This window comes from Pandoraea sp. NE5 (assembly GCF_024363545.1).
GTDB lineage: Bacteria > Pseudomonadota > Gammaproteobacteria > Burkholderiales > Burkholderiaceae > Pandoraea > Pandoraea cepalis.
On the sequence record NZ_AP025517.1, the window covers coordinates 4,191,363 to 4,213,332 of the forward strand.

Sequence of the window (21,970 nt, forward strand, 5' to 3'; positions counted from 1 at the left end):
CCCGCTTGTCCGCAGGGCCGCGCCACTAACCACTACCACTAGCCACTACTTAAACTGCGTCATTGGACGGCTTGTCGAGATTGCCCTGTGTCTCCGGAACGATCAGCGCCCCAATCAGGTAGATCACGCTGATGCCCGCGAGGAAGAATGCGAGGGTCGTCGGCAGGCTCGTCGGTGCCGGCGAAGCCAGCGACACGAAGGTCGGCATGATGCCGCCGATGGCGAAGCCGATGTTCCAGGATAGACCGGTACCCGTGGCGCGGATGGCCGTCGGGAAGCGTTCGTTCAGGAAGATCAGGACCGGCGCATAACCGCTGCTGCCCAGCATGCTGAACAGGACGACATAGCAGGTCAGCGTGGTGATATCGGAGATGCCGGGCATCTTCAATGCGAGCATCGGCAACAGAATCAGACGGGCAACGCCGACGACGAGGAAGGTCTTCTTGCGGCCGATCAAGTTGCTGAGGTGTCCGGTCAGGACCGAGGCAACGATCACGCTTACGCTTGCCAGCATCAGAATGGCCCCAGCGGTTTCGCCGGGCGTATGGTTCACGACCTTCAGGTAGGTCGGCAGGAAGCCGGAGGTCAGGTAGTAACCACTGCCGCCGCCGATCGTCAGCAGCAGGTTGACGAACAGAATGGAACGGAAGTCTGCCGAGAACAGCGCGCGCACCGGCGAGCGGGACGACTTGGCCTGCGCCGCCTTGGTCGCTTTGGCTGCCTGCAGCTTCTTGAAGAGCGGGGATTCTTCCAGGTTGTTGAAGACGAAGATGCCCAGGATGGCGCTGATCAGGCCGGCGAAGAACATGCAGCGCCAGCCCCATTCATCGAAGGCCGCGCCAGGGAAGATCCACGACAGAAGGTAATACACTCCCGACGCGAGCAACGCCCCCAAGCCGGCACCGCCACCACCGATAAGTCCGGAGCAGGCACCGCGCCACTTTGGCGCCACCGATTCCGTACCGATCGTGTGCGTCGAAGCGACCACGCCACCGACGAATATCCCTTGCACCAAGCGCAGAGCCAGGAAGATGACCGGCGCAATGAAGCCGACCTGATGTACGGTTGGCAGCGCCCCGAACAATGCGGTTGAAACGCCAACGCCGACCATCGCAAAAATCATGGCGCGCTTGCGGCCATGCTGGTCAGCGTACGAACCGAACAGCGCGGAACCCAGCGGGCGCATCAGAAGGGTGACGCCGAATGAGGCATAGACCGCGGCCAGCGACAGCATCGCATGTTCCGACGGAAAGAAAAGGCGGCCGATGATCGGTGCCACGAAGAGCAGGATAAAAAGGTCGAAGAGGTCGAGCGACCAGCCGACGCAGGAGGCCAGTACGGCGCCTAATACCTGTTTGTTGCTGACCGGTTGAGCGAGTGCCGCATCGTTTGTTGCTACAGCCATGATTGTCTCCTTGTGTTTTTGTAAGCGCGCGTGGCAAATGCGGCGCATGTGGTCAAATCAAATCAAACCAAATGAATCGTTCCTGGGAAGACGTGTGCAATTCGCGTTGTCGACCTACGCCTCACTGCTAACGAGGACGCCGGGAGGCGCCTTGCGCCGCGCCAAGATCGCGTCGGCAATTTTTTCCGCCATCATGATGGTCGGGATATTGGTATTCGCCGACGGCAGCTTGGGCATCAGGGAAGCATCGACCACGCGCAGGTTCGCCACGTCGTGCACCAGCCCTTCCTGATTGGTTACCGCCATGCGATCGCTGGCCGGCCCCATGCGGCAAGTGCCGCTGGCATGCCAGACGCCGAATACATACTTGCGGATGAAAGCATCGAGCTCCTTGTCGTCCGCCAGCAGCGCCGACATGCGAATGCCGCCGGTGACGAATGTGTCGATGATCCATCGGCGCAGCGGCGCCGGTGTGTCGAGAGCCAGGCCCAACACCTTGGTCAACGCGGCATTGCCGGCACTAAAGCGGCTAAGTGCCTTGACCCGCGGCGAAAACGCGGCAGGGAAGAAATCGTCGGGATGGCGGTGCAATGCCGTCTGCTGCACGATCTGCGCGACCCTGCGCACGCCGATGGCCATGCGCCTTGCGTCGCGCTCGTCGTCCAGCAGATTCAAATCGACGCGCGGTGGCGTAAAAGGGTCAGCGGAAGTGAGCTGCACGCGCCCGCGCGAGAATGGCCGGTTGCACCACAGGAAGAACAGGCCAAGCCGATTGCCCAGCGCATGCCATGCTGCGCGCGTGGCACTCGACAGATACATGTCGGCGTTATCACACCCGTCCAGGCCGGAGGAAAAGCGCGCTGCGGTCATGCTCGCGCGGCGTCGCGAGAGCGGCATGCGAAATTCAGGGTCCAGGAAGTGGCAGAAGGTCAGCGAGGGATGGTCCTGCAGGTTGCGGCCCACGCCCGGCCGGTCGGCGACAACCGGAATGCCCAGCGCTTGCAACTCGCTGCCGGCGCCGATACCGGCGCGTAACAACAAGGCCGGCGATTGCAGGGCGCCGGCCGACACGATGACCTCCGCGGCATCGATCTGCAGGCGCTCGCCGCCCGCGCTCATCGCCACCACGCCATGCGCGCGCTGGCCGGTGACGATGAGGCGTTCGACTGTCGTATTCGAGTAAATACGGAGATTGGTCCGCGCGCGCGTCGCCGCATCGAGGTAGGCAACCGCGGTTGAAACACGCTTGTCGTCGAGATTGGAAAACGCAGCGGGAAACATGCCATCGCCGAATTCCGCGTTCTGGTCCTCAAGCATTGGTAGACCGTTGCGCTGCAAGCCTTCCGCAAACGCGTGACAGAAGCGCGGCCAGGCATCCGGCTTGATGCGCCGGATGGCAACCGGCCCATTGGCACCGTGCAGCGCAGAGCCGCCGTAATCCACATCACGCTCGAGCTTGCGAAAGTAAGGCAGGACATCCTTCCATGCCCAGCCGGAGGCGCCCTGCTCGGCCCAGTCATCGTAATCGCGGGGCAAGCCGCGGTTGGCAGCCTGGACATTGATGCTCGATCCGCCGCCCATCACCTTGCCCTGTTCATAGACCTTGAGCGGTGAGGCTGCGGTCGCCTTGGCTTTAAGCTCCGGCCAGATATAGCGGTCCCCGCAGAATACGGGCATTGGGTAACTGTCGAGGATTTCCGCCGGTATGGCACCAGGCGGCGTGTCGGAACCCGCCTCGATGAGGGCGACTCGCAGCTCGCGATTCGCGGACAGTCGATGCGCGAGTACACAGCCCGCCGATCCACCGCCGATGATCACGTAATCGAATCGCTCACGCACGTTTTGCACAGAATGTCTCCTGATTCGTCGATGCGCATGGCCTCGGGGCATTGCCGCATCTCGACTATCGCCAACGGGTGCCGCAATTCGCGGCGACATGCAGCGACTTGCCTTCCGGCCAGGTACAACTTGTTCTTCGACGTGTGCCTTTTGCCTGGAACCGGACTGCGTTCTTCCTGCTGCAGCGCTTTTTGGGCATTCACGGCACATCTTGTCCTTGCGTTTGGCAAAGATTAGACTGATCACGTCATCGCTTCAAATAATGTTTACTGATTCAAACTATCATTATGACTGATACAAAGAAATGCAGGTCGCGACGCAAAGCCACTGAAGGCGCCCATGCATTCATTCCGACGAATCGATCCCTTTGCCCTTCAATGCCCATCCTCTCCATCATTCGCTGGGACTGAACCATCTGGCATACACGAAAATCATGGACAACATTGATCTGGAAGTCTTGAAGACCGCAGTGCAGTGGTCTGAGTCAGGGGCCTACACGCTGCTTGCCACCGTTGTTCGCACGTGGGGCTCGGCACCGCGGCGCGTAGGCTCCTTAATGACCATCCGCGAGGACGGGCATGTTAAAGGGTCGATCTCGGGCGGCTGCATCGAAGACGACCTGATACAGAAGATAAGCACCGGCGAGTACCGCGACCGGAAACCACGTGTACTCACATACGGCCTGAGTGCCGACGAAGCCCATCGCTTTGGATTGCCATGTGGTGGAACCCTGCAGTTCGTACTGGAACCGGTTTGCGCTCAGTCGCGGCTGCCGGAACTGCTTCAGGTGCTGCAAAGGCAAGAGCTGGTGACGCGCAAGCTGAACCTGGTCACCGGCGTTGTATCACTCACGCCGGGTGCGCAAGTCCCCGCCCTCCGATTCGACGAGCATTGCCTCACGGCAGTGCATGGCCCGCGCTACCGCCTGATCATCGTAGGCGCCGCACAGGTGTCGCGCTATGTGGCCGCGATGGCGAAGAGCCTGGACTATCAGGTCGTCGTGTGCGATCCGCGCGAAGAGTACCTGGATGAATGGGATGTGGAAGGCGTCGAGTTGTCGCGCGAGATGCCGGACGATCTGCTTCTCCGACTGCAGCTCGATGCCCGAAGCGCAGTCCTGACGCTAACCCACGATCCCAAGCTGGACGACATGGCATTGCTCGAGGCACTGATATCGCCGGCCTTCTATGTCGGCGCTATCGGCTCACGGGCGAATAACGAGAAGCGGCGCGAGCGACTGGCACTGTTCGATATCAGCGAGGCGGAAATCGCGCGACTGCATGGCCCGGTCGGCATGCACCTCGGTGCGCGCACGCCACCTGAAATCGCGATCGCGATCCTTGCGGAGATGACCGCCATACGCAATGGCGTGCCAGTGCTGCAAATCCATGAGACGCGGCACGCGCATCGTCTCGTCTCGCCTCGCCTGAGGGATGTGCAGCTTGAGCAAGGTCAAGCATAGTTTGAAATTCTAGCGGTGCGCATGACGGTGTCTCACTCGCAAATGGTCACCGTCGCCCTGCACGGACCTGATCATCAGTTGGGAACACCATGGATCGCGCCGGAACGAACGCCAGGCTGATCGTGTTCCTGCATGAAGGGCTCTGCTCGATTTCGATGTGGGGGAGACTGGCCGCAGCGCCTGTGCGATGCCATCGGCCGCCGTGGCTGGGCGTATGCGCGCGATGGATACGGTCGCTCCACCCGACCAGACGTGAGCACGGCCGCCGATCATGTTCAGCAGGGCGATTCCGCGCGTCAGCGAGTCTTTTCGGTAAACTGCCGGTATTTACGGGACGGACCACCGCCCGCTGCTTACTTAGTCTGCTCATGTCAAATGCCCACGAAGTCCGCCCCGGCCAGTCCATCGAGCTGCTCAAGGAACTCCACATCCTCACGCGCGACGGCAAGATGAACCAGGACAGCCGGCGCAAGCTCAAGCAGGTCTATCACCTGTTCCAGTTCATCGAGCCGCTGCTCCAGGAAATCAAGACCGAGCGCGGTCGCGTAACGCTCGTCGATCACGGAGCCGGCAAGTCGTACCTGGGTTTCATCCTCTATGACCTGTTCTTCAAGGCACTCGCGGACGACTCGCATATCTACGGCATCGAAACCCGTGAGGAACTGGTCAAAACCTCGCAAGCGCTCGCCGAGCGGTTGGGTTTCACGGGAATGTCGTTCCTGAACCTGTCCGTGGCGGACTCCATCACCTCGCCGGCACTGCCGCCGACGGTCGACGTCGTCACCGCGCTGCATGCCTGCAATACCGCCACCGACGACGCGATCCGTTTCGCGCTGGCCAAGCAAGCGCGTCATATCGTGCTCGTGCCCTGTTGCCAGGCCGAGATCGCAGGCGTGCTGCGCAAAAACAAAGGCAAACAACTGGCGGGCAATCCACTCACGGAAATCTGGCGCCACCCGCTGCATACGCGTGAATTCGGAAGCCAGATCACGAACGTGCTGCGCTGCCTGCAGCTGGAGGCCCACGGCTACCACGTCAGCGTGACCGAACTGGTGGGCTGGGAACACTCAATGAAAAACGAGCTGATCATCGCGCAATACAAGAACCTGCCGCGCCGCCGCCCCGCCGAACGCCTGGACGAGGTGCTCGCTTCGCTCGGGCTGGAAGAAATGCGCGAACGTTTCTTTACCTCGCCAGCACCAGTGTCAGCGGAGTAGTCCCTACGATCTGAGGTGCGCGAAGCGCGAACAACAACGCGCCACGCGCCCTCCTCTCAACGCGCCGGTCGAACGAACCCGGAGTGCCGGTTGACTTCGTAGCGCTGAACGACGACATCCTTCTCCGCCGTCACCACATCGGCAGTGATGGTGTCGGCATCTCGCTCGACCACCTTGCCGAGTTTGAGGCGCGCGTTGCCCATGCGCTTGAGCCACCCGTCCATGTTGTTTCGGACCTGATCAACGCTCAACTTGAGATCTTCACGCTGGGCCCCCGGCCCGCCCCCGCCCGCGGCGCCAGGCCCCCAGCACGGCCCGCAGCCGCCAGGGCCCTCCATCATGCCCGGCCCGTAGCCATAACCGCCGCCCATCATGCCCGGCCCGTAGCCATAACCGCCGCCCATCATGCCCGGCCCATATCCCCGCCCGCACCCCCAGTCGTCATCCTTCGGTTGCGCAAGCGCCGGGATCGCAGTGATTATCAAAACCGCTGACGACGCGATCGATAACGCGCGCTTCATGGTTCTCTTTTCCATCTCATCAATCTCCTGAACCTAAATCCTGACAGCACCAACGCGTGTACAAACCGCGCGAATGCCGGGCCAATCGTGCATGTTCAGGGTAGGCGACGCCCCAAGGCGTGCCTTGAGGCAGGTCAAACCTTTGATCGCGTCGGCCGTGCCGCGCCAACGACGTCGGTGCGCATCAAGCGTTGCCGCCGGCCGGCAGCGCGGCACGCGCGCGTGTCGATGGACGCACGGCAAACGGTGCGCCCAATGCGATGACATCGCAAGCGGCTCCTTGACATCGATCAACACGCAAACGAGCGCCACCGGCCATTCTGGAAACGAGACCGATATGGGGAGAATTGTGATGTCGAGAAGCGCCCGCGTTTCGCTGTTTGTGCCACTTTTCGCATGGCTATGCATGATTGGCGTCGCGCTGGCAGCATCGACACCACAACCGGAATCGGAAAGTGGCGTCTCGTACATCACGGGCGGCATTGGCGAGGACGAAGTCCAGGTGTTTCGCGCCGCAGCGCCCCAGTACAACCTCCGGATGACGTTCACGTCGACGTCGGGAAGCTATCTCTCCGACGTCGATGTCACTATCACCGCAGGGGCCGGGCGACACGTCCTGGCGGTGCGAACCGAGGGACCGTTCCTCTTTGTCCGGATGCCGGCGGGCGACTATCGCGTCTCTGTGCACACCCCCGCCAGATCGGAATCCAGGAATATCCGTGTCCCCAAGCGCGGCGCCGTCGACCTCCATTTCTCCTGGGACGATCCGGACGCGCCAGCCGTGCTGCATCTCTGCAAGCAGTGTCCAAGACCCCATCGCCGGTGAGCCGCATTGCCACGCCGCGAGACGTCCAAGCGCCGACACGCATGTGCGCAACGCCATCCACATCCACATCCGCTTCCAGTGGATCCTGTGACATCGCCAGCGCACCCGAGGCCGCCCCGATCCGGCCGCCCGACGCCGAACACGGCCTATCGAGCGCCGAGGTGCTGGCCCAGCGCGCTCGGTTCGGCTGGAACGTCGTGGACTACGCCGCACGCCGCACCTGGTGGATCACGTTATGGGAAGTGCTGCGCGAGCCGATGTTCCTGCTGTTGCTCGCGGCAAGCGCCGTCTATCTCATTCTCGGAGATCGCGCCGAAGCGCTGACGCTGCTTGCCTTCGTTACGGCGATTGTCCTTCTCACCGTCTATCAGAGCCATCGCACCGCCCAGGTGCTCGACTCGCTTCGCGAACTGTCGGCACCGCGCGCCAAGGTGCTTCGCGACGGCAGCCGTCAACTGGTCTCCGCCTCGGAACTGGTCCCCGGCGACATCGTTTTCGTCGATGAAGGCAACCGCGTGCCCGCAGACGGCCTTGCCGTTGAACTCCACGAACTCAGTGTGGACGAGTCATTGCTGACGGGGGAATCCGTTGCCGTCAGCAAGGCCGTCACCCCGCTCGATGCCCGCTCCCGCCAATCGATCGAACAGGGCGAGGCCGCCGACAGCCAGCTATTTTTCGGGTCCATGGTGGTACAAGGGCAAGCCCGCATGGTCGTGACCGCCACCGGACCGAATACGACGCTCGGTCGCATCGGCAAGTCGCTGAGCGGCATCTCGGAAGCGCTCTCCCCGCTGCAAATCGAGACGAGAACCTTCGTCAATCGCTTTGCCGCCGTCGCCATCGCCACGGTCGTTCTCCTCACGCTCACGTACCGTTGGCGCGTTGGCGAATGGCTTCCCGGCATACTCGCCGGGATTACGCTGGCGATGGGCCTCCTGCCCGAAGAGATTCCGGTCATCCTCACGGTGTTCTTCGCCTTGGGCGCACGCCGCATCGCCAAAGAGGGCGTGCTCACGCGCCGGATGAGCGCGATCGAGACACTCGGTCAAACGTCGGTGCTGTGCGTCGACAAGACGGGCACGCTGACCCAGAATCGCATGTCGGTGAGCGCGCTCGTCGCCCATGGCAGACGATTTGACGTGGATCCCTCGACCCCACGGATCGACACCGCCTTTCACGAGTTGATCGAATACCTCGTGCTCGCCAGCGAAATCGAACCCATCGACCCGATGGAGCGGGCGTTCCACGAGACCGGACGCCTGGGCCTCGCGGGCACCGGACGTTTGCACACGGATTGGTCGTTGGTGCACGAGTACGCGCTGACGCCCGAGGTGCCCGCAATGTCCCACGCGTGGCGCACCCCGGAACCCACCCGTCATTCGGTGGCCTGCAAGGGGGCACCGGAAGCCGTCTGTGCGCTTTGCCATCTGGACGAGACGGCAACCCAGGCGGTCCTGGATCAGGCGGCAGCCATGGCGTCGGGCGGATTGCGGGTGCTGGGGGTGGCGAAGGCCTCGCATTTGCACCCCGAGTGGCCGAAGGATCAGCACGACTTCGCGTTCGAGTTCCTGGGGCTGGTCGGTCTGTCCGACCCGGTCCGGCCGGAAGTCGCACAGGCGATCGCGCAATGCCATGCCGCAGGCATTCGCGTGGTCATGGTGACCGGCGACTATCCGTCGACGGCGCAAGCGATCGCGACCGAGGTCGGTATCGACTGCCGACGGATCGTGACTGGGCAGGCCCTGGCGGCCATGACCGACGCGCAAGTGCACGACGCGGTCAAGGACGTCGAGACCTTCGCCCGCATCCGCCCCGAGCAAAAGCTTCGCCTGGTGAATGCGCTGCGAGACAACGGCGAAGTGGTGGCGATGACGGGCGACGGGGTGAACGACGCACCGGCCCTGAAGGCGGCCCACATTGGCATTGCGATGGGATTGCGCGGCGCGGAAGTCGCTCGCGAAGTCTCCGCGCTGGTCCTGCTGCGCGACAACTTCGCCCCGATCGTGTCGGCCATCCGACTCGGGCGACGCATCTACGCCAATCTCGTTCTCGCGATCAGCTATACCATCGCGGTGCATGTTCCCATGGTCGCGGCAGCCGTGGTGCCGATTCTGGTCGGCTTGCCGCCCATGCTCGCGCCGGTCCACATCGTCTTCCTGCAACTCGTGATCGATCCGGTCTGCTCGATCGTATTCGAGAACGAACCGGAAGCCGCTCACCTGATGACGACCCCTCCCCGGCACGCCGGGGCACGACTCCTATCGTCCCGCGCCTTCCTGCGAGTGGCCTCCGTGGGCGCGCTGGCCGGCGTGCTGGTCCTCGGGGTCTACGCGGGACTGCTGCGCTATGTCAGCGCCGACGCCGACCCGATCCCCTTGGCCCGCACATTGGCATTCGAACTGCTGGTCGTGGTCAATGTCGCGCTGATCTTCGTGGTCCAGCGGGTACTGCGTACGAAGCGTCCCGATCGCGGACAGCCCCGAAACCCCTATCTCTGGCGGGTGTTGGGCCTGACCGGGGGCGCGCTAATACTGCTGATGTCCGTACCGCCCCTGGCACGACTGTTTGGACTTGTAGCACTGCTCACTCCCTGAACGCGAGCCAAAGGGGAACCGAGAATACACCGATGCCGCGCATCCGGACGCGTGCCTGATACGTATGACTCAACACGCTCATCGTCAGTCAGCACGCCATGCCGAATCCTCGCCTTCTCATGCCGGACACAACGCGCCATTTCGCACCGAAGGTGCTATATTGCGCGGAACGTCAATGCTATGGCCCACACGAAGGCCACGTCCGCATGAACGACATGCCCAGAAGTGCCAATCGAGCACGTCCATCCCCCTCGCAGCGCCAGCACGACCCCAGTGCCGACATGGCATGGCGCGACGCATTGAACCGAGCACTATCGGCCGTGGGGCAGGAAGACCGCGAAGCTTTTGCCGCCGTCTATCAGATGACATCGGCACGTTTGTTCGGCGTGATCCTGCGAATGGTGCGCGACAAGGCGGAAGCCGAGGACCTGCTTCAGGAGGTGTTCGTCAGCGTCTGGCGACGCGCCGGCGGCTTCGATCCCGAGCGCGGCAACGCCATGACATGGCTGATCACGTTGGCCCGCAACCGAACCATCGACCGACTGCGCGAGCACCGTGAGGCCGCCCTCGACGATGCCGATGCCCTTGCCATCCCATCGGATGACCCGTCGCCCGCCGCACTTGCCGAAGCGTCCGAGGAACGGCAACGCCTGGAGCAATGCCTGCAACGCCTCGAGCCGCAACAACGTGGCGTGGTGCGCGAGGCGTTCTTTACTGGCGCCTCGTACAGCGAACTCGCGGCGCGCCTTAGCGTGCCGCTTGGCACGATGAAAAGCTGGATTCGCCGCAGCCTAATGCAACTGAAAGTGTGCCTCGAGCAATGAATACGCCCGCCAACCAAGACGACGAGCTGCGTTGCGCCGAGTATGCCCTCGGCGTGCTGAGTGCCGCCGAACGGCGCGAACTCGAGCAGGCCGCCGACGCGAATCCGCTGATTCAGGCAACCCTGCACCAGTGGCAATCGCGCATCGCGCGACTGGCCGAAGACGTCGAGCCCATCGCCCCCCCGCCGCGCGTGTGGCAACGCATCCAGCGCGATCTTGGCGCCGTACCGGATGCCCCGCGCACGGCCCACCCGCGACCGGCCACCTGGTGGGACAACTTGCGCCTCTGGCGATGGGTGGGGCTCGGCGCAAGCCTCGCGGCGCTGGCGCTGCTTGCCGTGAACGTCGTGACGTTGATGCCCTCGCGCAGTCCGCCCGCCGTGACGGCCAATGCCTATATGGTGTCGACGATCGCCCGCCAGGATGGCGTCGCTCACTGGACCGCAACGGTCGACAGGCGCCGGTCGAGCATGGTCGTGGTACCGGTCGTGAAGCCCGTCATTGCCGCCGGCCGCGCCACCGAGCTGTGGCTGATCCCGCGGAACGCCAAACCCATTCCGCTAGGCGTATTTGCTTCGGATCAACCCGCGTCGATGACCCTGTCGCCGCAAATCCTCGCGCAGATGGACAGCAACGCCGTACTCGCGGTGTCCGTCGAACCGCCGGGCGGCTCTCCCACCGGCCAACCGACCGGCCCCGTGGTCGCGACCGGCGCCATCCGACCCGCCTGAGCGCCCTGGCGCGCCTCCGCCATCGTGTCATCTGAAGGGGTTGTCCGTACGTTGGACAACCCCTTCGTCGCTTTCCCGCAAGCCCGCTCCCCGCTTCGATTCCAAGATGTCTCCGGCGCGTGCATCCGGCAACGCGTGACGTTCGTATACAGCAGCATCGAGCCCCGAATCCCTATCTGGAGCCAGCATGCTGTTTGCTGTCGTCGTATCGTTCGCTGGAATGTGTGCTGCGTTGACGCTCGCCTGGTGCTACCAATGGCGCTCGCACAACGCCGGCATGGTCGACCCGATTTGGGCCGCCGCACTCGGCAGTGTGGCGATCGCGGCGGCAGGGCTCGGCACCGGCCACGCGATCAATCGCGCCTTCGTCGGCGTGGCCGGAGGCGTATGGGGCCTGCGCCTCGCAATGCATCTCTGGCGTCGCAACTACGGGCATCCGGAAGATGCGCGTTACCGGCAGTTTCGCGAACAGTGGGGCGAGCATGCCGGACGCAACATGTTCTGGTTCTTCCAGTTGCAGGGCGTGATCGCCATGCTGCTCGCGGCAGCGTTCTTCGTGCCGGCATTCAACGCCCACGCGCCGGCGCCGTGGGCGCTGGCCGTCGCCGCACTCGTCTGGCTGGCCGCCGTCGCGGGCGAGGCGTCGGCCGACCGTCAACTGCGACGCTTCACCGCCGTCACCAGCCACCGTGGCCAAGTCTGCCAGGTCGGCTGGTGGCGGTACTCGCGGCATCCCAATTACTTCTTCGAGTGCCTGCACTGGTGTGCCTACCCGGTGATCGCATTTGGCGCGCCCTGGGCATGGACGACGTTGCTCGCGCCGCTGCTCATGGCGTGGCTACTGCTCAAAGTGTCGGGCATTCCGCTGCTTGAAGCGCATCTGATGCGCTCTCGCCCCGCCTACAAGACGTACATGCAAACCACCAGCGTGCTCATTCCCTGGCCACCCAGGAAGTCCGCGGAAACGCCGCTGCCATGAATCCGCGCATTGAAGTCAGGAGCCCATCGCGATGACCGCCTCCCTTACGCAACCCCCCGCCGCCCGAGCCGAAGCGCCCGACGAAACCGGATTGATCCGGCTTTGCGAGCGGGGCCTTGTGCCGGATATCGTTTTGCGCGCGGGCATGCGCATGCTGATGCGCCAGCGCCTGCGCGAAGCGCATGCGCACGATCCAGAGAAAAGCGTCGAATCGCTTGCCGCGTTCGTCAGTGAACTGCGCGCGAGTCCGATTGCCGTGGATACGCAGGCCGCCAACACGCAGCACTACGAGGTGCCAAGCGACTTCTTTGCCGAGCACCTGGGGCCCGCCGTCAAGTACTCGTGCTGCTATTACCCGAATGGCGACGAGACACTGGCCCAGGCCGAGCAGGCGATGCTGGCCCTCTACGCGCAGCGCGCCGATATCGCCGACGGTCAGCGGATTCTGGATCTTGGCTGCGGCTGGGGCTCGCTCTCGCTCTGGCTCGCCGCGCAATACCCCGGTACGCAGGTCGTTGGGCTGTCGAATTCTCATGGTCAACGCCGTTTCATCGAGTCGACGGCGGCGCGACGCGGGCTTCGGAATCTGCAGATCGTGACCGGCAATGTGGCGGAATTTGAGTTCGATGACGGCGTTCGCGGAGGATTCGATCGCATCCTGTCCATCGAAATGTTCGAGCACATGAAGAACTACGGCGCATTGCTCGGGAAGATCGCCCGCTGGCTGAACGACGATGGCACCCTGTTCGTCCATCTCTTCGCGCATCGTCATGTGGCCTACCCTTTCCACAACAAGGATGGCAGCGACTGGATGTCGCGACACTTCTTCACCGGCGGCACCATGCCCAGCGCGGATCTGTTGCTGCACTTCCAGGACGACCTGCGCATCGTGAACCGCTGGTGGGTCGATGGTCGCCATTACGAGCGCACAGCCAACGACTGGCTGGCGGCCCTGGACGCGTCGCGTGCGACGACCCTGCCGATGCTCGAGGCCGGTTATGGCCCGCAGGCCGGCGTTCAGTTCCAGCGCTGGCGCATGTTCTATATGGCCGTTGCCGAACTGTTCGGCTACGCCCAGGGCCGCGAGTGGGGCGTGGGCCACTATCTGTTCGAAAAGCGGCGCCAACAGGTATGAGCCGCCGCCCCGCCGCCGCCATGACGTGGCGCGCCCTGCGTATCCGGCCGCGGCGGGCGCATTCGTGGGTGGCTCACCGCTTTTTCAAACGCGCATGCATCCGCGCGCGCTTACGTTTCGTATAAGCAAAAAACTTCGACGAGACAAGCCAATGAATGCATCGACCGCCACCCTGCCTCCCGGACAACGTGTCGCCGTGGTGGGCGCGGGCATCGCCGGACTGGCCAGCGCCTATTTCCTCGCGCGCAAGCATCACGTGACAGTGTTCGAGGCGGGCGACTATGCCGGAGGACATACGAACACGGTCGATGTCACGCTCGACGGGCATTGTGCCCCGGTCGACACGGGCTTCCTGGTCTTCAACGATCGCACCTATCCCAACCTGATCGCGTTGTTCGACGAACTCGGCGTGAGCGCCATCGCGAGCGATATGTCGTTCTCGGTGTCGGTCGACGGCGGTGCGCTCGAATGGGCGGGCACGAACCTGAACACCGTATTTGCCCAACGTCGCAACCTCTATTCCCCGCGCTTTCTGGGGATGCTCCGCGACGTACTGCGCTTTAACGCGACGGCGGAGCAACACCTGCAAAGCGCGGTGCGCGAGCGCCAGTCCGTCGGCGACCTGTTGGTGGCGAATGGTTACGGACAACCGTTCCAGCACCACTATCTCTTGCCCATGGCCGCCGCGATCTGGTCGAGCCGGGCGGCCGACATTCTGCACTTTCCGGCGGCGACCTTTCTGCGCTTCTGCCTGAATCACGCGCTGCTGCAGATTCGGCATCGTCCGCAATGGAAAACCGTCGCCGGTGGTGGACGCGCCTACGTGCGCCGCATGTTGGCAACACTTGACGATGTCCGGTTGCGAACGCCCGTACGGCGGGTGACGCGCGAGCGCGATGGCGTGACAATCGCTTTCGGCAACGGCGAATCGCAGCGCTTCGACGCCGTCGTGCTCGCCGGGCACGCCCCGGACAGCCTGCGGTTGCTGGGCGACGCCAACGCGTCCGAGCATCAGATTCTCGGTGCGGTGCGTTATCAACCGAACGCCGCGGTCCTGCACACGGATCCGAAGCTGCTGCCGCGCCGCCGTCGTGTCTGGTCCGCGTGGAATTACGTCAGTCAGGCGAACGCGGCCGCCGACGCGCACCGTCCAGTGTGCGTGAGCTATCTGATCAACCAGCTCCAGGCCCTGCCCTTCACGTCGCCCGTGATTGTCACGCTCAACCCGAGCCATGAGCCAGCGCCCGACAAGGTGTTGGGACGCTATGCCTATGAACACCCCCTGCTCGATCTGGCGGCCGTGGACGCGCAATCGCGCTTGCCCGATATTCAAGGCCGCCAACGGACGTGGTTCGCAGGCGCCTGGACCGGCTATGGGTTTCACGAGGACGGCCTGAAATCCGCGCTGCGGGTGGCCGACGCCTTCGGCGTGATGCCGACGTGGGCACAACCATGAGCACGAAGGAGGTCACGGGCAACCCCTCGACACCGCCTGCCTGGCTGCTGCGCGGCCTCGTGACCCACGAACGGCTGCATCCGGTCCGGCATGCGTTCACTTACTCGATGTTTCAGATCGCCTGCGATGTCGGGCGTCTCGACGCTCTGCGCAGCCGATGGTTCGCGCTGGACCGGCGACGCCCACTCGCCTTGAAATCGGCCGACTACGGTCCCCGCGACGGCAGCGCGCTCCTGCCCTGGATGCGCGCACGTCTGGCGGAGGCGGGAATTCCCGCCGACGGCGCCGTCTGGCTGCAGACGATTCCACGCATGGCCGGCTACGCGTTCAATCCGGTGAGCTTCTGGTACTGCCATGACCGTCAGGGGAATTTGCGCGCCTTGTATGCGGATGTGCGCAACACCTTTGGTCAACACCACGGGTATCTGCTCAGTGCCGACGATCATGCGCCCATTCGTGGCGATACGCGGCTCGTCTGCCGCAAAGTCTTTCATGTCTCCCCGTTTTGCGACGTGCAGGGGCAATACGAGTTTCGCGTACGCCGCAAGGGCGCGATATGGTCAGTCGCCATCGACTACCGCGTCGGCGATGCGCTGCTGCTGCGCACGGCGATCGCCATGCGGGCCGAACCGTTCACGGGGCGGCGCGTTCTGTTCGCCGTGCTTTCGCAGCCCTCCAATGCGCTGAACGTCGTCATCAGAATTCACTGGCAAGCGCTGAGGCTCTGGCTCAAGCGCGTGCCGTTCTTCGGCAAGACGCCGCCAACGCTACGTGCAACGGCGCCGGAGCGCGCCGCTTCCGCCGACCGGGAGATTCGTCCATGATTCCGCTCCGCCTGCTTTCCGTGCGTCCGATCGCACCGATTTCCGCGCGCCTGTTTATCGCATTGCTGCGCCGGATTCACGCCGGACACCTTACGCTGATCTGTCCCGACGGCACCCTGCATGTGTTCGGAGATCCCCACAGTTCGCCAGGCGCAACGCTTCACCTGCGCGACTGGCGTGCCTGCCGCCGCATCATGCACGCCGGGGACATCGGCTTTGCAGACGCCTATCGCGCCGGCTGGGTCGACTCGCCCGATATGGTGGCGCTGCTCCGGCTCGCGATACGCAACCTCGCGTCGATCTCCAACACCGTCACGGGCTCGCGGATCGCACGAATCTGGTATCACCTGCGCCATCGCCTGCGCGGCAACACCAAGTCGGGCAGCCGTCGCAACATTCACGCGCATTACGATCTCGGCAATCGCTTCTACGAACTGTGGCTCGACGCCACGTGGACCTATTCCAGCGCCTGGTTCGAGGGCGACCCCCACCGTTCGCTTGCCGACGCCCAGGCCGCCAAGTATCAGCGGATCATCGATACGCTGGCGCTGCGTCCGGGCGAGCGGGTGCTGGAAGTGGGATGCGGATGGGGCGGATTTGCGCTGCACGCGGCCCGGCAAGGCATCGCAGTGCATGGCATCACCCTCTCGCCAGCGCAACTGACGCTCGCCAAAGCCCGCATCGACGCCGAGGGACTGAGCCACCTGGCGGACGTCTCGCTCACGGATTACCGTGACGTGCAAGGCCAGTTCGCCGCCATCGTTTCGATCGAGATGTTCGAAGCCGTGGGCGAAGCGTTTTGGCCGGCGTACTTCAGCATGCTCAAGTCGCGCTTGCGCCCCGGAGGCCGTGCGCTCATTCAATCGATCACCATCGACGACAGCGCCTTCGACGCCTATCGCTCGTCGAGCGACTTCATCCGCGAGTTCATCTTTCCAGGCGGCATGCTGCCAAGTGCGGAGCGATTTGTCGGCGCGTCGGAGGCATGCGGGATGACCGCCGTCGAGACACTACGCTTCGGTCTCGATTACGCCAGAACGTTGCAGCACTGGCGTGCCGCCTTCGACGCGCAGATCGACGCGGTGCGTGCGCAAGGCTTCGACGACACGTTCATCCGGTCTTGGCGGCTGTATCTCCAATATTGCGAGGCGGCGTTCGCTGAACAGCGCATCGATGTGCGGCACTTCGTTGTGGCGCATGGGCGTTGATGGGCCGTGCGCGTTCGCGCGCGGTGGCCCGCGGGCCTTGCCTTGACGCGATGCGCCGCGCCCTACTCGATGGCTCGCCGCCGGGCGCGGCGCGCGGCGTCGAGCTGACGCTCCGCCTGACTCAAGAGTGCCGAGACATTGGCCGGCCCGCCGCTGGACACCGGCGTCGGCCCCAACGTCGCCGGATCGCCGATGGCGATGCCGACGCTCGCTGTCAGCGGCACGACTTCGCCGTTCGGCAACGTCAACGCGGTGGCTTCGATACGCCCGCACATCAGTTCCGCGAATTGCTGCGCGCGAGATGGGGCAAGCACACGGGCCACGATCGCGAACGCGTCCGCACCCAGCCGCGCCGCCACATCCCCCGGCTGACACGTGTTGAGACACACCGCGCCGACACGGCGCAACACATCGTCGCCGACCCCGTGTCCCCAGGTCGCGTTGATCTGCGTGAAGTTGTCGATATCCAGCTTGATCAACGCCACCAACCCCGGCGACGGCATCGCACACAGCGCCTGGGCCTGCCGCTCGAACGCCCGCCAGTTCATCAGTTGCGTCAGCGGGTCCGTGTCCCCGCTCATTTCCAGCTCACTCTGCAACCGGGTGCGATCGCGCCGCAATTGCCTTAATTCAAGGGCGTTGAGCCTGAGTACGCGCAGCGCATCGAACACGGCCCGCACCTGCGGACGATGCGTCGGCATGTCGTCAACCGGCACCGCCTCATCGAGATTGTCCTGCGCCAGCGCCTCGACGAAACGCGTTGCCGCCTCGAACGGTTGCACCACACTGCGCCGGAAATTCCGCAACGCAACGATCATCCCGAGCACCAGCGCAATCGCAGCGATCGCCGTGACGATCAGCCACTTGAGCGCGAGCGCGGCGCGGGCGTCGACCTTGCGCTGGGCCAGCGTCAGCATGTTGTCGCGGAAGTCGGTGATCGCGCGCATCGTCGGCACGTATTGGCGCGCAAACTCGGCCGTCGTTGGCGCGACCGGTTGGGGCTGACTGGCTAGCGTGCGTACCGTCGCCACATAATGCAGCCCCGCGCCAAAGTACTGGGTGTTCAGGGCGTCGAGCGTCTCGGGGCTGAGTTCAGAGGGATCGATCATGCGCGCGGCGATCATGTCGTGCAATTGCTCGACGCGCCCGAGCGTGCGTTCAATCGCGCGCTGATCGACCTCGGCGAGCGGCTTCCCGGTGGTGAGCGCCGCGGTGAAGCGTGAGCCGAGTTGTCCGGCAAACTCGCGCAGATCCGCCGCCAGTCGCGCCAGGACGACGTAGTGAAGCGCGTCGGGCGCGCCTCGCGAAATCACGTCGATGCGCGACGATGCCACAGAGGTGAACTCGGGGATGACACGGATCATGCGATCGACGGCATCGCGCACGGCCGCGTCGCCGCGCATGTCGCGTGGACGTTGCACCAACAGGTCGACGTTCGCGCTGGCCGCCGCGAGATCCAGGCGCGCGCGCTCGACGATCCGCAAGCTGCTGCTGCAGGCGTCGCACCGATCGGCCGAGAGCGCAGACAGCAGTTCCTGAAGACGCGCGTTGGTGGCCTCGCGGGCATTGCGCAGCGCAACGACCGATGCGTCGGGAAGCGGGAGATCGGCGCCCAGCACGGCATTGGCCGGCCCGCGCTCCGCCGACGCCTTCTCCATCGCGAGCAGCGTGGCACGCAAGGCCTCAAGCGCAAGGGACGCGTCGCTCGCGCGCTGGTATGTTCCCCAAGTCCAGGCGAGCAAACTACTGCAAAGGACGACGACAACGCAGACGACAGCGAGATTCAGCCACCGCAGGCGGCCGGTGAGCGAAACGGTAGAGAGAAACGTGCGCTTCATGGACGATGACACCGTCGGCCACACGGTTCAGGCTCCCACGCGGGCCGCGTCGGACACCGCCGTGACGGCGACAATCCACAGCGTGCCTCGGACACGTGACGCCCGGCACTTGGCGCCCACGCTTTGGCATTGCGACAACGCCGGCGGACGATAAACGAGCAGCCGAAATCGACGAGGCGCCATTGTCGCACAACGATCTGGCGCCGCCCGCGCTCGCCCGGCACCGTCACAGGTCGATCGCCACCTCGGTGCCCTGCTGGATCGCGCGCTTGGCGTCGAGTTCGGCCGCCACATCGGCCCCACCAATGACATGCACGCGTGCACCCGCCGCCCGAAGGCCCTCGGCGAGCTCGCGCAACGGCTCCTGTCCGGTGCACAGCACTACGTTATCGACGGGCAGAACGTGCGGCGTGTCGTCGATGGTGACGTGCAAACCTTCGTCGTCGATCCGGCGATAGGTCACCCCGGGGATCATTTCCACGCCGCGATGCTTGAGCGCGGTGCGGTGAATCCATCCCGTGGTCTTGCCCAGTCCGTCGCCCACCTTCGAGGTCTTGCGCTGCATCAGGTAGACCTTGCGAGGCGACGTCTGCGGCACTGGCGAGCGCAGGCCGCCGGCATGCGCGTAGGCCGCGTCGATGCCCCACTCCGCGTAGAACTTCGCCGGCACGAGCGTGGCACTCTCTCCGGCTTGCGTGAGGAACTCGGCCACGTCGAAGCCGATGCCACCTGCCCCGATCACGGCGACGGTCTTGCCGACCGATGCCCCGCCACGCAGCACATCGATGTAACTGAGCACCTTGGGGTGATCCAGTCCCTCGATAGCAGGCCGACGCGGCACGACCCCGGTGGCCAGCACGATGTCGTCGTACCCGCCGTCGACCAGCGACGCCACCGTCGCACGCGTGTGCAATTGCACGTTGACGCCCGCGGCATCCAGTTCATGACGGAAGTAGCGCAGGGTCTCGAAAAACTCCTCCTTGCCGGGAATCCGCTTGGCCATGTTGAATTGCCCGCCGATCTCGGCATCGGCTTCGATGAGCGTGACGTCGTGTCCCCGCCGCGCCGCGACGGTTGCCGCCGCCAGACCTGCGGGGCCCGCGCCGACGACGGCCACACGACGCGTGCGCCCGGCCGTCTCGATGCGCAGTTCCGTCTCATGGCACGCGCGCGGATTGACCAGGCATGAGGTGATCTTGCCGCTGAACGTGTGATCGAGACACGCCTGATTGCAGCCGATGCACGTGTTGATCGTCTCGGCGCGGCCGGCCGCCGCCTTGTTCACGAACTCGGGATCAGCCAGCAGCGGGCGCGCCATCGACACCATGTCCGCTTCGCCGTCGGCAAGAATGCGTTCGGCCACGTCCGGCATGTTGATGCGGTTGGTCGTGACGAGCGGAATGCCGACGTGCCCCTTGAGCTTGCCGGTGACCCACGCGAATGCGGCGCGCGGCACGCTCGTGGCAATCGTCGGGATGCGGGCTTCGTGCCAGCCGATCCCCGTATTGATCAGCGTCGCCCCGGCCGCCTCGACCGCGCGGGCCAGTTGCGCCACCTCCTCGAAGGTGGACCCGCCTTCGACCAGGTCGAGCATCGAGAGGCGGTAGATGATGATGAACTCGCGCCCCACGCGCTCGCGCACGCGGCGCACGATCTCGACGGGGAAGCGGATCCGGTTCTCATAGCTGCCGCCCCAGGCGTCGGTGCGATGGTTGGTGCGGGCCGCAATGAATTCGTTGATGAGGTACCCCTCGGACCCCATGATTTCGACCCCGTCGTATCCGGCCTGCTGCGCGAGCGCGGCGCAGTTGACGAAGTCGCCGATGGTCGCCTCGACCTCGTCGCTCGTCAGTTCGCGCGGCTTGGCGGGCGTGATGGGCGCCTGCAATGCGCTGGGCGCGACCAGATCGGGATGGTACGCATAGCGCCCGAAATGAAGAATCTGCAAGGCGATCTTGCCCCCGGCGGCATGCACGGCCTGCGTTACGACACGGTGCTTCTCGGCCTCTTCCTCGGTGCTGAGCTTGGCGCCGCCCGCATAGGGCCGACCGGCGTCGTTCGGCGCGATGCCACCCGTCACCATCAACGCCACGCCGCCACGCGCCCGCTCCGCGTAAAACTCGGCCATGCGGGCAAAGCCATTGCGCGCCTCTTCGAGCCCGACATGCATCGAGCCCATCAGCACGCGGTTGCGCAACGTCGTAAAGCCCAGATCCAGGGGTTGCATCAGGTGGGGATAGCCGCTCATCGTTGTCTCACTTTTCATTCGGCGCGGGCCGCAGGTTTTGGCAGGGACTACCCGGCAAGCACATGACGCGTCGTTCGCGCGTCTTTGGTTTATGCAACCGGTTGCATAGTTCGAGGGCGATTTTAAGGGGGCGTTGCCCACTATGCAACTGGTTGCATAGTCTAAATAGAGTCCCTACACTGCCGGACATGCCGCTTGCCCACGCCCTGATGACCTCGTTGCTGGAGAAATCGTCCTCCGGATACGACCTTGCTCGCCGTTTCGACAAGTCGATCGGCTTTTTCTGGCATGCCAGCCATCAACAAATCTACCGCGAACTGGCGCGTATGGAGGCGTCCGGCTGGATCGATTCGATGGCTGCGCCGGATGGCGGGCGCACGCGCAAGCGCGTCTACCGCGTGCTCGACGCCGGGCGCGATGAATTGCTCAACTGGGCCGCCACCCCCACGGCCCCCGCCGATCTGCGCGACGATCTGATGGTGCGACTGCGTGCCGATGCCGCCATCGGGCCGCTCGGCCTGCAGCCGGAATTGCAGCGGCGCGCGGCACTCCACGCCCAAAAGCTCGCTGCCTACCAGGCCATCGAAGCGCGCGACTTTCCCCCGGACGAGGCGCTAACGCGCGCCGCCACACTGCAACGGCACATTCTGTTACTTGGCGTGCGGTATGAGCAAGGCTGGCTCGACTGGACGCGCGAGGCGCTGGCCCTGCTGGAAAAATGGGATGGCGTGGCACCCGCCGATGCGCCTTCCGCCTGACAAGACGCGGCGTGAGCCTACGCGCTTGGGGAGCGGATAAGTTTTATCGGACTGCGGCATCCCGCCGCTTCGCGCCACGTTTCGGCCAATGTCGCACCCTGTCTC

At 64.4% G+C, this 21,970-nt stretch carries 17 protein-coding genes; 12 read left to right on the forward strand and 5 right to left on the reverse strand.

All coding sequences use genetic code 11. From position 1 onward, the window contains the following. Positions 1–49: 49 nt before the first annotated feature. Both PanNE5_RS19050 and PanNE5_RS19055 read right to left on the reverse strand, forming a co-directional pair. Positions 50–1,405: an MFS transporter gene (locus PanNE5_RS19050; RefSeq protein ID WP_261939873.1), complete on the reverse strand. Its 1,356-nt coding sequence runs from the start codon at positions 1,403–1,405 to the stop codon at positions 50–52. Positions 1,406–1,519: 114 nt separating this feature from the next. Next, positions 1,520–3,295, reverse strand: a complete 1,776-nt coding sequence (locus PanNE5_RS19055; protein WP_261938629.1) for a GMC family oxidoreductase N-terminal domain-containing protein — start codon at positions 3,293–3,295, stop codon at positions 1,520–1,522. A gap of 382 nt (positions 3,296–3,677) precedes the next feature. Between PanNE5_RS19055 and PanNE5_RS19060 the strand changes: the two genes are divergently transcribed. Further along, positions 3,678–4,706: an XdhC family protein gene (locus PanNE5_RS19060; RefSeq protein WP_261938630.1), complete on the forward strand. Its 1,029-nt coding sequence runs from the start codon at positions 3,678–3,680 to the stop codon at positions 4,704–4,706. 368 nt (positions 4,707–5,074) lie between these two features. Then, complete coding sequence (locus PanNE5_RS19070; protein ID WP_261938631.1) at positions 5,075–5,923, forward strand: class I SAM-dependent methyltransferase; 849 nt, start codon at positions 5,075–5,077, stop codon at positions 5,921–5,923. Between the two features lie 56 nt (positions 5,924–5,979). Here the strand turns inward: PanNE5_RS19070 and PanNE5_RS19075 are convergent, their stop codons facing one another. After that, complete coding sequence (locus tag PanNE5_RS19075) at positions 5,980–6,459, reverse strand: hypothetical protein (RefSeq protein WP_261938632.1); 480 nt, start codon at positions 6,457–6,459, stop codon at positions 5,980–5,982. A gap of 265 nt (positions 6,460–6,724) precedes the next feature. Between PanNE5_RS19075 and PanNE5_RS19080 the strand changes: the two genes are divergently transcribed. The 9 genes from PanNE5_RS19080 (at position 6,725) to PanNE5_RS19120 (ending at position 17,021) form a co-directional block, all read left to right on the forward strand. Further along, positions 6,725–7,270 (forward strand): carboxypeptidase-like regulatory domain-containing protein, encoded by a 546-nt coding sequence (locus PanNE5_RS19080; RefSeq protein WP_232424638.1) that lies wholly within the window; start codon positions 6,725–6,727, stop codon positions 7,268–7,270. A 41-nt stretch (positions 7,271–7,311) separates the two neighbouring features. Further along, the gene (locus tag PanNE5_RS19085) at positions 7,312–9,864 is read left to right on the forward strand and encodes a cation-translocating P-type ATPase (protein ID WP_410007597.1); all 2,553 of its coding nucleotides are present in this window, start codon (positions 7,312–7,314) and stop codon (positions 9,862–9,864) included. A gap of 206 nt (positions 9,865–10,070) precedes the next feature. After that, positions 10,071–10,688 carry a sigma-70 family RNA polymerase sigma factor gene (locus tag PanNE5_RS19090; protein WP_026132027.1) on the forward strand — a complete coding sequence of 206 codons (618 nt, stop codon included), beginning with the start codon at positions 10,071–10,073 and terminating at the stop codon, positions 10,686–10,688. After that, positions 10,685–11,419 carry an anti-sigma factor domain-containing protein gene (locus PanNE5_RS19095; protein WP_150563900.1) on the forward strand — a complete coding sequence of 245 codons (735 nt, stop codon included), beginning with the start codon at positions 10,685–10,687 and terminating at the stop codon, positions 11,417–11,419. The genes PanNE5_RS19090 and PanNE5_RS19095 overlap by 4 nt, the downstream gene beginning before the upstream one ends. A gap of 187 nt (positions 11,420–11,606) precedes the next feature. After that, a complete protein-coding gene (locus tag PanNE5_RS19100) occupies positions 11,607–12,398 on the forward strand; it encodes a DUF1295 domain-containing protein (RefSeq protein ID WP_261938634.1) in 792 nt (263 codons plus the stop codon). Between the two features lie 31 nt (positions 12,399–12,429). Further along, on the forward strand, positions 12,430–13,533 hold the full coding sequence (locus tag PanNE5_RS19105; RefSeq protein ID WP_261938635.1) for an SAM-dependent methyltransferase: 1,104 nt from the start codon (positions 12,430–12,432) through the stop codon (positions 13,531–13,533). Between the two features lie 151 nt (positions 13,534–13,684). After that, the gene (locus PanNE5_RS19110) at positions 13,685–14,989 is read left to right on the forward strand and encodes an NAD(P)/FAD-dependent oxidoreductase (protein ID WP_017234374.1); all 1,305 of its coding nucleotides are present in this window, start codon (positions 13,685–13,687) and stop codon (positions 14,987–14,989) included. Next, positions 14,986–15,813, forward strand: a complete 828-nt coding sequence (locus PanNE5_RS19115) for a DUF1365 domain-containing protein (protein WP_261938636.1) — start codon at positions 14,986–14,988, stop codon at positions 15,811–15,813. The genes PanNE5_RS19110 and PanNE5_RS19115 overlap by 4 nt, the downstream gene beginning before the upstream one ends. After that, positions 15,810–17,021 carry an SAM-dependent methyltransferase gene (locus PanNE5_RS19120; RefSeq protein ID WP_261938637.1) on the forward strand — a complete coding sequence of 404 codons (1,212 nt, stop codon included), beginning with the start codon at positions 15,810–15,812 and terminating at the stop codon, positions 17,019–17,021. Before PanNE5_RS19115 ends, PanNE5_RS19120 begins: the two co-directional genes overlap by 4 nt. Positions 17,022–17,083: 62 nt before the next feature. Here the strand turns inward: PanNE5_RS19120 and PanNE5_RS19125 are convergent, their stop codons facing one another. Next, positions 17,084–18,859: a sensor domain-containing diguanylate cyclase gene (locus tag PanNE5_RS19125; RefSeq protein ID WP_261938638.1), complete on the reverse strand. Its 1,776-nt coding sequence runs from the start codon at positions 18,857–18,859 to the stop codon at positions 17,084–17,086. A 226-nt stretch (positions 18,860–19,085) separates the two neighbouring features. Further along, positions 19,086–21,107: an NADPH-dependent 2,4-dienoyl-CoA reductase gene (locus PanNE5_RS19130; RefSeq protein WP_261938639.1), complete on the reverse strand. Its 2,022-nt coding sequence runs from the start codon at positions 21,105–21,107 to the stop codon at positions 19,086–19,088. A 188-nt stretch (positions 21,108–21,295) separates the two neighbouring features. Between PanNE5_RS19130 and PanNE5_RS19135 the strand changes: the two genes are divergently transcribed. Beyond that, positions 21,296–21,865: a PadR family transcriptional regulator gene (locus PanNE5_RS19135; RefSeq protein WP_017234369.1), complete on the forward strand. Its 570-nt coding sequence runs from the start codon at positions 21,296–21,298 to the stop codon at positions 21,863–21,865. Positions 21,866–21,970: the final 105 nt, after the last annotated feature.